This window comes from Mesorhizobium sp. GW821-FHT07A06, assembly GCF_059419085.1.
The window spans coordinates 232,824-245,982 of the sequence record NZ_JBWKRC010000001.1 but is presented as its reverse complement, the minus strand read 5'-3'; the positions used below and the strand labels follow the sequence as shown (position 1 = coordinate 245,982).

The 13,159-nt window shown below is 64.3% G+C and carries 11 protein-coding genes; 7 read left to right on the top strand and 4 right to left on the bottom strand.

The genetic code is table 11. The features are described from left to right. Nucleotides 1-4: 4 nt before the first annotated feature. Nucleotides 5-229 (top strand): hypothetical protein, encoded by a 225-nt coding sequence (locus AC07SZ_RS01160; protein WP_155772377.1) that lies wholly within the window; start codon nt 5-7, stop codon nt 227-229. Here the strand turns inward: AC07SZ_RS01160 and greA are convergent. Next, nucleotides 210-683 carry a transcription elongation factor GreA gene (gene greA / locus AC07SZ_RS01155; RefSeq protein ID WP_056563662.1) on the bottom strand — a complete coding sequence of 158 codons (474 nt, stop codon included), beginning with the start codon at nt 681-683 and terminating at the stop codon, nt 210-212. The two genes, AC07SZ_RS01160 and greA, sit on opposite strands and share 20 nt — an antisense overlap. Before the next feature lie 120 nt (nt 684-803). On the opposite strand from greA, the gene AC07SZ_RS01150 reads away from it, so the two are divergent. After that, the gene (locus AC07SZ_RS01150) at nt 804-2,180 is read left to right on the top strand and encodes a TIGR03808 family TAT-translocated repetitive protein (RefSeq protein ID WP_494913028.1); all 1,377 of its coding nucleotides are present in this window, start codon (nt 804-806) and stop codon (nt 2,178-2,180) included. Nucleotides 2,181-2,189: 9 nt separating this feature from the next. On the opposite strand, the gene AC07SZ_RS01145 is transcribed toward AC07SZ_RS01150, so the two are convergent. Further along, the gene (locus tag AC07SZ_RS01145; protein ID WP_494913027.1) at nt 2,190-3,194 is read right to left on the bottom strand and encodes an asparaginase; all 1,005 of its coding nucleotides are present in this window, start codon (nt 3,192-3,194) and stop codon (nt 2,190-2,192) included. Between the two features lie 27 nt (nt 3,195-3,221). Next, nucleotides 3,222-4,388 carry an acetyl-CoA acetyltransferase gene (locus tag AC07SZ_RS01140; RefSeq protein ID WP_056565606.1) on the bottom strand — a complete coding sequence of 389 codons (1,167 nt, stop codon included), beginning with the start codon at nt 4,386-4,388 and terminating at the stop codon, nt 3,222-3,224. A gap of 200 nt (nt 4,389-4,588) precedes the next feature. Between AC07SZ_RS01140 and betI the strand changes: the two genes are divergently transcribed. The 5 genes from betI to betB all read left to right on the top strand — a co-directional run bounded on the left by betI (nt 4,589) and on the right by betB (nt 10,878). After that, nucleotides 4,589-5,179, top strand: a complete 591-nt coding sequence (betI, locus tag AC07SZ_RS01135) for a choline-binding transcriptional repressor BetI (RefSeq protein WP_056563670.1) — start codon at nt 4,589-4,591, stop codon at nt 5,177-5,179. After that, the gene (betC, locus tag AC07SZ_RS01130; RefSeq protein ID WP_056563671.1) at nt 5,176-6,705 is read left to right on the top strand and encodes a choline-sulfatase; all 1,530 of its coding nucleotides are present in this window, start codon (nt 5,176-5,178) and stop codon (nt 6,703-6,705) included. Before betI ends, betC begins: the two co-directional genes overlap by 4 nt. Continuing rightward, nucleotides 6,706-7,707: a threonine/serine dehydratase family protein gene (locus tag AC07SZ_RS01125; RefSeq protein WP_056563674.1), complete on the top strand. Its 1,002-nt coding sequence runs from the start codon at nt 6,706-6,708 to the stop codon at nt 7,705-7,707. It abuts the gene before it with no gap. Continuing rightward, nucleotides 7,700-9,352 (top strand): choline dehydrogenase, encoded by a 1,653-nt coding sequence (betA, locus tag AC07SZ_RS01120; protein ID WP_056563677.1) that lies wholly within the window; start codon nt 7,700-7,702, stop codon nt 9,350-9,352. The genes AC07SZ_RS01125 and betA overlap by 8 nt, the downstream gene beginning before the upstream one ends. Nucleotides 9,353-9,414: 62 nt before the next feature. After that, the gene (gene betB / locus AC07SZ_RS01115; RefSeq protein WP_494913026.1) at nt 9,415-10,878 is read left to right on the top strand and encodes a betaine-aldehyde dehydrogenase; all 1,464 of its coding nucleotides are present in this window, start codon (nt 9,415-9,417) and stop codon (nt 10,876-10,878) included. Between the two features lie 7 nt (nt 10,879-10,885). On the opposite strand, the gene AC07SZ_RS01110 is transcribed toward betB, so the two are convergent. After that, nucleotides 10,886-13,123, bottom strand: a complete 2,238-nt coding sequence (locus AC07SZ_RS01110; RefSeq protein ID WP_056563682.1) for an AGE family epimerase/isomerase — start codon at nt 13,121-13,123, stop codon at nt 10,886-10,888. Nucleotides 13,124-13,159 lie beyond the last annotated feature (36 nt).

Sequence of the window (13,159 nt, the reverse complement as noted above, 5' to 3'; positions counted from 1 at the left end):
CACAATGACGGACGCAACCATGGGTAACAGCTTTGAAGACTCTCATCCACAAGCTCGACGACGGATCGGGGGCCGTGATCTTGCCACGGAAATGCTCGGCTTCATTCTAAGACCGGTGGAGAGCAACGACGTCGAACGGCGGATGCGCGCTGGTCGTGATGTCATGGACAAATATGAGGTCGCGTTGCAAAGTTGCCAAGTAGCTGTTGTCAGCTATCCGAAAGCTTGACGATTTCCCATTCCTTGCCGTTGACCGCGGCCACGTCGCCGACCTTCTTGCCGAACAGCGCGACGGCCATCGGCGAAACATGAGAAATGCTGCCCTTGGTGGGATCGGCCTCGTCCTCGCCGACGATCTTCCAGTGCACCTTCTTGCCATCATCGCCTTCCAGCGTGACACCCATGCCGAAGCGGACGACGTCACTGCCGGGCTCCGGTACGGACAGTTCGGCGCTCTCGCGCCGCGCGGTCCAGTAGCGCAGATCGCGTGACACGACCGCGATGCGCTCGCGGTCGGCTTTCCTTTCTGCTTTCGCCAGAACGTCACGCAGATCGGCCAGATTGTCCTCGATCTGCGCCAGGCCGCGTTCCGTCACAAGATTGCGGTGCGGGCTGATCGGCCGCTCGCCGACGCCGGCGATTGCGTTTTCGCTGTCTTCTTCGCGGGTAAAAGCTCTGCTCATTGCCTGAACTTAGGCGCCGAATGGCTGCTCGACAAGCCATTGTCGATACCTCGTCGAGTGGAACAGAACGTCTGGCACGATTCCTGCGGTGTCAGGGTCGAACACTGGGATTGTGTGCCGATGTTGAACAGACGGACCCTGCTGACGCAAACCGCCGGCTTTGCCGTGATAGGCCTTGCGCTTGGCAAGGCGGCGGCAGCCAACCTGACCGGCATCGAAAAAGCCTCGATGCGCGGCTCTATCAATGCCACCGAACTTGGTGTGCAGCCCGGGACATTCGACGACCAGAGCAAGGCCTTTGCCAAGCTGCTGCGCGACGCGAACAGCCGGGACATACCGGTGTTCCTGCCGGCGGGCACCTATGTGGTGTCCAATCTCTCGTTGCCCAGCCGTGTGCGTCTTTCCGGCGTGCCCGGGGCAACGCGGATCGTCTATGGCGGCGACGGCCATCTCTTCATGGCTGAACAAGCCGACCATATCGAGCTCGCCGGGCTGGTCTTCGACGGTTCGAACCGTTCGATGGGTGACTATGCGCAAGGGCTGCTCGATCTGCGCAGGGTCGGCCATCTCGTCGTCGACAATTGCCAGATAACCGGAAGCGGCAAGAACGGACTGGCGCTGGAACACGCGGCGGGGCGCATCGAACGCTCCGACATATCGGGCGCGACGGACGCCGGCATCTACTCGGTCGAAGCGGGTGGACTGGCAATCACCGGCAATGCCGTCTCCGATTGCGCCAATGGCGGCATCCTCGTGCATCGCTGGCAGGCGGCCGAAGACGGCACGATGGTCACCGGCAACCGCGTCGAACGCATCGGCGCGCGCAGCGGCGGGACCGGCCAGAACGGCAATGGCATCAACGCCTTCCGTGCCGGCAACGTCATCATCTCGGGCAACGTCGTCTCGGATTGCGCTTTCTCGGCGATCCGCGCCAACAGTTCCAGCAATTTGCAGATATCAGGCAATACCTGCTCACGCTCGGGCGAAACCGCGGTCTACTCCGAATTCTCCTTCGAGGGCGCCGTCATCAGCAACAACATCGTCGATGGCGCGGCCAATGGCATATCGATCGTCAACTTCAACGAAGGCGGCCGCATGGGTGTCTGCTCGGGCAACATCGTGCGCAATCTGTCGACCAGCGGCCCCTATAGCGCCGATCCACCTGGGTTCGGCGTCGGCATCGGCGTCGAGGCCGACACCACCGTTTCCAACAATGTCATCGAGAACGCGCCGCTCTACGGCATGTCGATCGGCTGGGGCCCGTATCTGCGCAATGTGGTGGCCACCGGCAACATCATCCGCAAGGCAGGCACAGGCATCGTCGTCAGCGTGGTCGAGGGTGCCGGCACGGCCGTCATCTCCGATAACGTCATCGACGGCGCGTTGAACGGCGCAGTCGTCGGCCAGCGCTGGGCGGAGCCGGTGACGGCGGACCTGACCAAGTCAAGCAACAGCGGCTTTGCGCATCTGACGGTCGAGCGCAACCGCGTCAGTTGAGAGCAATCTTCAATTCAAGGTTGGTGTCGGCCTCAGCGCCCCGACCTTGGCACCGATCCGGCTTTCGATCCGCGCGTTGGCCAGTTCGCGCAGCTTCGCCGACAGGGCCTCGTCAGCACGCAGCAGCCTGGCGAGGACGGCGGCGACCATGGCCTCGCCGGCACGGCCGGCGCCATCGTCACATTTGATCGCGATGCCGAGGCCAAGTTCAGGTATCGCGCTGCAGTGGACGCCTTCGGCGCCGCCTTTCGCAAAGATGCGGCCGGGTGCTGCTTCCATCAGCGCGACGTCTTCGCGGCCCGTGCCGGCGACAAAAAAGGGCTCCGCCATGCAGGCGGAAAGCAGGCGCTTCGCCGCCTTGGCTCGCTCCGGACCGAAACCATGTGTCGTCGCCATGCGGGCAAAGCCGAGCGCGAAACTCCTGAGCGGCACCGCATAGGTCGGGATCGAGCAGCCGTCGGTCGCTCGCTCATCCGGGCCATGGACAGCGCCGGTTACAGCCTGCATGGCATCGCGCACCATTTCCTGCAGGGCGTGCCCCGCCTTGACGTAACCACGATGCGCAATGCCGGAGTGCACGCAGGTGCAGAGGAACCCGGAATGCTTGCCCGAGCAGTTGTTGTGCAGCGCGCTGGGCAAATCGCCGGTGCGGGCGAGCGCAATCTCGGCGTCATGGTTCGAGGGCCAATGCGTGCCGCATTCGAGTGCCGACCCGTCCAGCCCGGCCCTGGCCAACATGGAGCGCGCCAATTCGACATGGGCCGGCTCGCCCGAATGCGAGGCACAGGCCAGCGCCAGTTCGCGGTTACCGAAGCCATAGGCATCGGCAGCGCCGCTTTCGACCAGCGGCAGGGCCTGGATGGCCTTGACCGCCGAGCGCGGAAACACCGGCCTCGAGGTGTCGCCGATCTCCAGGACCGCTTTGCCGTCGGCATCGAAGACCGCGACAGCACCGCGATGCGCGCTCTCGACGATCGCGCCGCGCAAGACTTCGATCAGAACCGGATTTGCCATGCCACCTCCAACGAGTGTCGGGGCGGTTTATCTGATCCTGTCGAGAATGGAAACGTAGTTGGCGACCGCCGCTCCGCCCATGTTGAAGATACCGCCAAGCTTGGCGCCCGGCACCTGGATGCCGCCGGCTTCACCGACAAGCTGCATGGCGGTCAGCACATGCATCGAGACACCGGTCGCACCGATGGGGTGGCCCTTGGCCTTCAGCCCGCCGGACGGATTGACCGGCAGGCGGCCGTCCTTCGCCGTCGTGCCGTCCAGCGCCAGCCTGGCGCCCTCGCCGGGCTTCGCCAGCCCCATAGCCTCGTACTCGATCAGTTCCGCGATGGTGAAGCAGTCGTGCGTCTCGACAAAGGACAGGTCGTCCAGCGTCAAACCGGCGTTCTTCAACGCGCGGGTCCACGCCTGTTCGCAGCCCTCGAAGGACAGGATGTCGCGCTTCGACATCGGCAGGAAGTCCTGCACATGTTCGTTGGCGCGGAAGGCGACGGCGCGGCGCATCTTCAGCGCCGTTGCCGTGTCGGCAAGGACAAGGGCGGCGGCACCGTCGGAGACCAGCGAGCAGTCGGTGCGCTTCAGAGGACCGGCGACGAAGGGGTTCTTCTCGCTCTCCTGCCGGCAGAACTCATAGCCGAAATCCTTGCGCATCTGCGCATAGGGATTGTCGACCCCGTTCTTGTGGTTCTTGGCGGCGATCATCGCCAGCGCATCCGATTGGTCGCCATAACGCTGGAAATAGGCCTGCGCGATCTTGCCGAAGACGCCGGCGAAGCCCGCGGGCGTCTCGCCGTCCTCCGGCAGATAGGACGCCTTCAGCAGGTTCTTGCCGATCTCGGGGCCTGGCGTCGTCGTCATCTGCTCGGCGCCGACCACCAGCACGATGCGGGCAGCGTTGGCATCGATGGCACGGATGCCTTGCCTGACCGCCGCCGATCCCGTGGCGCAGGCGTTCTCGACACGCGTTGCCGGCTTGAAACGCAGCCGGTCGTCCGCCTGAAGCACTAGGCTGGCGGTGAAATCCTGCGCCGAAAAGCCGGCGTTGAAATGGCCGAGTACGATCTCGTCGACCTCGTCCGGGCCGATGCCGGCATGGTCGAGCGCGTCCGTCGCGACCTTGACGATCAGGTTCTCGAGCGTCTCGCCCTCAAGCTTGCCGAAGCGCGAATGCGCCCAGCCGACGATGCATGCGGTCATGGCAATCTCCATCCTTGGCGCGAGGCTAGCATATGGGCTTACGGCACATCTCGCCTTTTATTGTTCAAATATAAACATTCTCGCCCAAGCCGTGAAGGGCCGCAAGCAGACAATCGCTTGGTGCAGGTCGCGCCCACGTCGATTTTTTGTTGATTGACCCGTCAATAAAAAATAACCTCCGCGCAAAAATCGGGAACAACATGCCGAAAGTCGGAATGGAGCCATTGCGCCGCAAGGCGCTCATCGACGCGACGATCTCGGCGATCGGCGAGCGCGGGTCGCTTGACGTGACCATGTCCGAGATCGCCGGGCGTGCCGGCGTGTCGTCCGCGCTTGCCCATCACTATTTCGGCGCCAAGGACGAGCTGTTGTTCGCGACGATGCGGCACATATTGGCTGAACTGACCGTCGATATGCGCCGTGCCCTGCAATCCACCGCCTCCCCGCGCGAACGCGTCTCCGCCGTGGTTGCCGTCAACTTCTCCGACATCCAGTTCCAGCCCGAAACCATCGCCGCATGGCTCGCCTTCTATGTCGAGGCACAGAAATCATCGGCCTTGCGACGGCTGCTCAGGATCTATGCGCGGCGGCTGCATTCGAATCTGATGAGCGGGCTGACCGGCATCCTGCCCCGGGCAGAGGCTGACCGCGCCGCGGAGGCGACAGCCGCGATGATCGACGGGCTCTACATCAGGCGGGCGTTGAAGGACGGCGTGCCCGACGCCGCGACCGCGATCGCGCTGGTCGAGGACTATCTCGAAACCAAACTCGGCGAGCGGCAAAAACAGTGACAGCGAAGCGACCCAATTTCCTGATCGTCATGGTCGATCAGCTCAACGGGACTTTTTTCCCCGATGGGCCAGCCGCGTTTCTGCACGCGCCGCATCTGAAAGCCTTGGCGGCGCGTTCGGCGCGCTTTGCCAACAACTACACGGCGTCGCCACTCTGTGCGCCGGGCCGCGCTTCGTTCATGAGCGGCCAGTTGCCGTCGCGCACCGAGGTCTATGACAATGCCGCCGAGTTCGCCTCGTCGATCCCGACCTTTGCTCATCACTTGCGCGCCGACGGCTATCACACCGTGCTGTCGGGCAAGATGCATTTCGTCGGCCCCGACCAGTTGCACGGCTTCGAGGAGCGGCTGACGACCGACATCTATCCCGCCGATTTCGGCTGGACGCCGGACTACCGCAAGCCCGGCGAACGGATCGACTGGTGGTATCACAATCTGGGCTCGGTGACCGGCGCCGGCGTCGCCGAGATCTCGAACCAGATGGAGTATGACGACGAGGTCGCCTTCCACGCGGTGCAGAAGCTCTATGACTTCGCCCGCGTCTCCGACGATGCCGCGCACCGGCCCTGGTGCCTGACGGTTTCATTCACCCATCCCCACGACCCCTATGTGGCACGGCGGCAGTACTGGGATCTCTACGAGGATTGCCCGGCGCTCGAACCAGAAGTGGGCTTCATCCCCTACGACCGCCAAGACCCGCATTCGCGACGGCTCTACAAGGCTTCCGACTACGACAGTTTCGACATCACGGCAGAGCAGATCCGCCGCTCGCGGCGGGGTTACTTCGCCAACATCTCCTATCTCGACGACAAGGTGGGCGAATTGCTGTCGGTGCTCGAGCGCACGCGCATGCTCGACGACACGATCATCCTGTTCTGCTCGGACCATGGCGACATGCTCGGCGAGCGCGGCCTGTGGTTCAAGATGTGCTTCTTCGAAGGCTCGGCGCGGGTGCCGCTGATGATCGCCGGCAAGGGTGTGCCGGCCGGACTGATCGAGGCGCCGGTGTCCAATCTCGACGTGACGCCGACACTGTGCGACCTCGCCGGCATCGACATGAGCGCGATCGCGCCATGGACCGACGGCCAGTCGCTGCTGCCGTTGCTCCAAGGCAAGCCGCGTACGGCGCCGGTGCTGATGGAATATGCGGCCGAAGGCTCCAACGCGCCGTTGGTGGCGATCCGCGACGGCCGCTACAAGTTCGTCCACTGCGAAATCGATCCGCCGCAACTCCATGATATCGAAGCCGACCCACGTGAATTGAGCAATCTCGCAACCGATCCGGCGCATGCGGATCTGGTGGCGGCCTTCACGGAAAAGGTCCGCGCGCGCTGGGACATGGCGGCTTTCGATGCTGCCGTGCGGGCCAGCCAGGCGCGGCGCTGGGTGGTCTATCCGGCATTGCGCAACGGCACGCACTACCCCTGGGAGTTCCAGCCGCTGCAGAAGGCTTCGGAACGTTACATGCGCAACCACATGGATCTCAACGTGCTCGAAGAGCAGAAGCGGTTTCCGCGAGGCGAATGAATGGCAGACCTTCTCGTCCCCTCCCTTGACCATCTCAAGCAGGCCTATGCCGTCACCTCCAAGGCGACACAGATCACGCCGCTGCTGGAATCGGCCGCACTCGCCAGGGAAACCGGTGCGGCCCGCGTCTTCATCAAGCCGGAATCGCTGCAATGGGCGGGATCGTTCAAGATACGCGGCGCCTATTGGCGGCTGAAGCGACTTTCGGCAGACGAGGCGAGGAAGGGTGTCGTTGCCTACTCCTCCGGCAATTTCGCGCAAGGGCTGGCCGCCGCCGGCCAGGCGCTCGGCATTCCCGTCACCATCGTCATGCCGATCGATGCGCCCGCCGCCAAGCGTGACGCGACCGCCGGCTACGGCGCACGCGTCGTGCTGACCGACCATGGCGAGCGCGCGCGTGAGGAAGTAGCCGCCGCCAAGGCCCGCGAGATCGCCGAGATGGAAGGGCTGGCACTGCTACATCCGTTCGACGATCCCGAGATCATCGCCGGCCAGGCGGGGGCCGGCCTCGAAGCGCTCGACCAGCTTGCCGCCAAGGACGCCAGCGCCGACCTGTTGTTCTGCTCGGTCGGCGGCGGTGGACTGATCGGCGGCGTTTCGCTCGCCTTCCACTATCTGTCGCCCGCAACCGAGATCATCGGCGTCGAGCCGGAAGGTTTCAACGGCATGGGTTCGTCGCTGGCGCATGGCAGCATCGAGACGATGCCGATCGGTCCGCGGTCGATCTGCGACGGGCTGATGTCGCGGCGGCCGGGCGATGCGCCGTTCGCCGCGGTCAAGACCGCTGGCGTTCGCGGCATCACCGTCGACGATCAATCGGTGCGCCGCGCCATGAGGATTGCTTTCGAGCGCATGAAACTGGTGCTCGAACCGTCCGGGGCTGCATCACTGGCGGCACTGCTCGGCGGCAAGGTGGATGTGAAGGACAGAAACGTCCTTGTTGTGGCTACCGGCGGCAATGTCTCGCTCGCCGATTTTATGGCGCATATGAACCATGCTTGAAGCGGATTTCGTCATCATCGGCTCCGGCTCGGCCGGTTCGGCCATGGCCTATCGCCTGTCGGAGGACGGCAAGCATTCGGTCATCGTCATCGAATTCGGCGGCAGCGATATCGGACCGCTGATCCAGATGCCGTCGGCCTTGTCGATCCCGCTCAACATGAGCCTCTACGACTGGGGGTTTGCCAGCGAGCCGGAGCCGCATCTCGGTGGCCGCGTGCTGGCGACGCCGCGCGGCAAGGTCATCGGCGGCTCGTCCTCGATCAATGGCATGGTCTATGTGCGCGGGCATGCGCGCGATTTTGATCACTGGGCCGAGCAAGGGGCTGCCGGATGGAGCTTTGCCGACGTGCTCCCCTATTTCAAGCGCATGGAAGACTCCGATGGCGGCGAGGACGGCTGGCGCGGGCACGGCGGCCCCCTGCATGTCCAGCGCGGCTCGCGTAAAAACCCGCTCTATGGCGCCTTCGTCGAGGCCGGCCGCCAGGCCGGGTTCGAACTGACCGACGACTACAATGGCGCCAAGCAGGAAGGCTTCGGCCCAATGGAGCAGACCATTCGCGGCGGTCGTCGCTGGTCGGCCGCATCAGCCTATCTGAAGCCGGCGCTCAGGCGGAAAAACGTGAGTCTGGTCAAGGGCTTTGCGCGCCGGGTGATCATCGAGAATCAACGCGCCATCGGCGTCGAAATCGAAGCTCACAAACAGATTCAGGTCGTTAAGGCGCGACGCGAGGTAATCGTCGCCGCGTCGTCGATCAACTCGCCAAAGATCCTGATGCTGTCCGGTATCGGGCCGGCTGAGCATTTGCGCGAAAACGGCATCGCCGTCGTGGCCGACCGGCCCGGCGTCGGCCGCAATCTGCAGGATCACCTGGAGCTCTACATCCAGCAGGAATCGACCAAGCCGATCACCCTGAATTCGGTGCTCAACCCGTTTTCCAAGGCGATGATCGGCGCGCAATGGCTGTTCTTCAAATCCGGCCTCGGCGCCACCAACCATTTCGAGGCGGCGGCCTTCGTGCGCTCCCAGGCCGGCGTCGACTATCCCGACATCCAGTACCATTTCATCCCCGCGGCAGTGCGCTATGACGGCAAGGCGGCGGCGAAGTCGCATGGCTTCCAGGCCCATGTCGGACCGATGCGGTCGAAGTCGCGCGGCTCGGTGACGCTGCGCTCGCCGGACCCCAAAGCCAAGCCGGTCATCCATTTCAACTACATGTCGCATCCCGACGATTGGGCGGAGTTCCGCCACTGTATCCGGCTGACGCGCGAAATCTTCGGCCAGAAGGCCTTCGACGCCTATCGCGGCCAGGAGATCTCGCCAGGCAGCCATGTGCAGTCGGACGACGATCTCGACGTCTTCATCCGCGACCACGCCGAAAGCGCCTACCACCCCTGCGGCACCTGCAAGATGGGCCGCGCCGACGACCCCATGAGTGTCGTCGATGCGGAATGCCGGGTGATCGGTGTCGGGGGACTGCGGGTCGCGGACTCCTCGATCTTCCCGCGCGTCACCAACGGCAATCTCAATGCACCGTCGATCATGACCGGTGAAAAGGCGTCCGACCACATTCTTGGCCGCACGCCGCTGGCGCCGTCCAACCAGGAACCATGGATCAATCCACGCTGGCAGGCGTCGGACAGATAGAGCATGATCCACGCATAGATTGAGCCGCCCAATTTCGCGGCGCCGGACCATCGGAGACTCCCATGCGCGCCCAACCCACGGCATCGCACTATGTCAACGGACGCTATATCGACGACGAACAAGGCGCGCCGCTGCCCGTCATCTACCCGGCAACCGGCGAGACCATCGCCATGCTGCGCTCGGCGACGCCGAACGTGCTGGAACTCGCCATCGAGGCCGCACGGGCCGCGCAGCCCGCCTGGGCACGGCTGAAACCGGTCGAGCGCGGCCGCATCCTGCGCCGCGCCGCCGACATTCTGCGCGCCCGCAACGCCGATCTGGCCCGCATCGAGACGCTCGACACCGGCAAGGCGATCCAGGAGACGCTGGTGGCGGACGCGCCTTCCGCCGCCGACTGCCTTGAATATTTCGGCGGCGCGGTCGCCGCCTACAATGGCGAGGCCGTCGATCTCGGCGGTCCTTTCGCCTACACGCGGCGCGAAGCGCTCGGCGTCTGCGTCGGCATTGGCGCCTGGAATTATCCTATCCAGATCGCCGGCTGGAAATCGGCACCGGCGCTGGCCATGGGCAATGCCATGGTGTTCAAGCCGTCGGAAAACACGCCGCTTTCAGCACTGGCGCTGGCCGAGATATACAGCGAGGCCGGCTTGCCCGACGGGTTGTTCAATGTGGTGCAGGGCTATGGCGATGTCGGGGCCGGTCTGGTGGGACACGATGTCGTCGCAAAGGTCTCGGTGACCGGCTCGGTGCCGACCGGACGCAAGGTGCTGTCGCTCGCCGGTTCGAAGATGAAGCACGCGACGATGGAGCTCGGCGGCAAGTCGCCGCTGATCATCTTCGACGACGCCGACATCGAAAACGCCATTGGCGGCGCCATGCTCGGCAATTTCTACTCGACCGGCCAGATCTGCTCCAACGGCACGCGCGTCTTCGTGCAAAGCGGCATCCATGACCGCTTCGTCGACCGGCTAATTGAGCGGACGAAAAAGATCCGCATCGGCGATCCGCTCGACCCCGAGACCCAGATGGGGCCGCTGGTCTCGAAAGCACAGCATGAGAAGGTCGTCGGCTATATCGGGATCGGCAAGCAGGATGGCGCTGTTCTGGCCTGCGGCGGCAACGTGCCTTCGCTGCAAGGCTTCGACGGTGGCTTCTTCGTCGAGCCGACGGTGTTCACCGGTGTCACCGACACGATGCGCATCGCCCGCGAGGAAATTTTCGGGCCGGTCATGAGTGTGCTGAAATTCGACGGCGAGGACGAGGTGATCGACCGCGCCAACGACACCGAATTCGGCCTCGCCGCCGGCGTGTTCACACGCGACCTGCCGCGCGCCCACCGTGTCATCGCCGAATTGCAGGCGGGCACCTGCTGGATCAATGCCTACAATCTGACGCCGGTGGAAATCCCCTTCGGCGGTTTCAAGCAGTCCGGCATCGGCCGCGAGAACTCGCTGGCGGCACTGGCGCTCTATTCGCAGCTGAAGTCGATCTATGTCGAGACGGGGGACGTGGCGAGCCCGTATTGAGCCCAGCCTAAGCCGTCTTCTCCGCCGTTCCGTCCAGATACTGCGTCAGCGCACAGACCAGATGATAGAAGATGCTGGCCGGGACATCCGATGCCAGCGAGCGGCCGCGTTCGTCTATACGGTCTATCCACAGGCCGAGCGGCGCCGGGTCGATGTGCCAGCGGAACAGCCGGCCGACCCGTTCCTCTATCTCCGGCTTGAGATCGGGGCCGCCCGAACCATCCAGCGCGATAGCCGCCTTGACCGCTTCGGCCTGCGGCCAGCTGCGCGAAATCAGGTCCAGCGGCAGGCCCTGCCGCGAAACCGCGCCGTAGGCAAGGCCGGTGGCGCGGTTGAGGCCATTGGCGATGGCCGAGGCATAGAGTTTTCGGGCGAAGCCGCTCAGTTCGGCCTGACCGCTGCGTCCGGCGAAATCGACCAGCAGAGAAGCCCATTCGAAGTGATGGCCGGGCTCGGTCCACGCGCCCTTCTCACCAGCCGGCCTCCATTCGTCATCGAAATATTCGCCCAGTGTCCAGCTTTCCCGGTCGAAGAAATGGCTGCGGAAGAGATCGATGATGCGTGCCGCCCGGCGCAGGTGGGCACGCTCGCCGGTTGCCTGGTGCCAGGCCAGGAACGCCTCGAGCAAATGCATGTGCGGGTTGGAGCGCCGCTCGCCCTTCCCGTCCGATGTTTCGAGGAAACCGGTCATGCGATGATCCTCGAGATGCGCATCGAGGAACGCGAAGGTCTCCTCGCCGAGCCGCAAGGCATCGGGATTGCCGGACATATGGGCATGGGCGAGCGCCAAGAGCACGCAGGAATGATCGTATGCATCCTCGGTGGCATCGGCGACCGACCCGTCGACATGGAGCGTACGCACCCAACCGCCTTTGTCGGTGCGGCCATTCCTGGCCATGAACTCGATACCATGGCTGATCAGCCGGTCGGCCGGACCATGCCAGCCGCGCGCGCTGGCGACCGCGAAGGCATAGACCTGCCTGGCCTGGGTCCGCATGCGCTTGGGCTTCATGAGCGGGTTGGTATCGAAGCCCAGCGCTTCATGGAAACCGCCATGGCGCTCGTCTACGCCCGATGTCGACCACAGCGGCAACGTCTCCTGAAACAGCCAGTGGTGCACACGCCGCCGCCAGGCGCCGCTTTCGATGACGCGGTCATGCGCCGGCGTGAACCTGGTTTCCAGGCGGCCTGATTTCTCGAGCTGTTCGACGATCTTCTTGACGTGCTGGCTGTGACTGACCGGCGCGACGAAAGTCGCATCGGCGGTCGAAACGATCGCCACATCCTTCATGGCGATCGCCGACAACAGGCGGCCGTCGCTGCGGATGTAGGAGTTCTCGCAATCAATGGCGACGACATCGCCGATGACGACATTGCCTTGTTCGTCGGCCGGACCGACATCGAGCAGCGACTGCCAGGAGCCGAGATCGTTCCAGCGGAAGTCGGCCGGCACCATGGCAATGCCTTGCGCCCGCTCCATGATGGCATAGTCGATCGAGATCGAGGGGATGGCCTCATAGAGCTCCAGCGGCATATAGAGGCCGGACAGGTCCGATGTCGCCGCCTTGTAGGCGGCCGCGGTGGCCCGCCAGATGTCCGGCCGGAACGCCGCGAAGGCATCGCGCATGGCGCCGGCTCGAAACAGGAAGATGCCGGTGTTCCAGTAAAAGTTTTCCGCCCTGAGATAGCTCTGCGCCGTCGCAAGGTCCGGCTTTTCGACGAAGCGCGTGACGTCGAAGATGCCGCCCTGCGCACCTGCCACCTCGATATAGCCATAGCCGGTCTCGGGCTGCGTCGGCTTGATGCCGAACACCACGAGCCGCCCCGCCGCCGCCGCCTCGGCGCCGGCCTCGATGCTCTGCCAGAATTGCCCTGCGGTCGATATTTCGTGGTCTGATGGCACAACCAGGACGAGGCTGTCGCCGAATTCGGACAGGGTGCGCAGCGTTGCCAGTGCGATCGCGGCGGCGGTGTTGCGCCCCGTGGGCTCGAACAGCGGACCCCCGCCCGCAAGATCCAGGCCGGCCAGGTCGGCATGGACACGCTCGGCATGGCGCTCGGAGGCGATCAGGAAGATCGGCGTTTGGCCCGCGGGCCTTGCCGTCAGCCGGCGCAAGGTCTTGGCCAGCATGGAACCGTCGCCGGACAGGTCGTGAAACTGCTTGGGATTGTCCTCGCGCGACAGCGGCCAGAGCCGCGAGCCGACGCCGCCGCTCATGACAAAACTGACGATGCGCTGGCTCATTCGGGTCTCGCTCGGAAGTTGGTCTGGGGTAGAAAC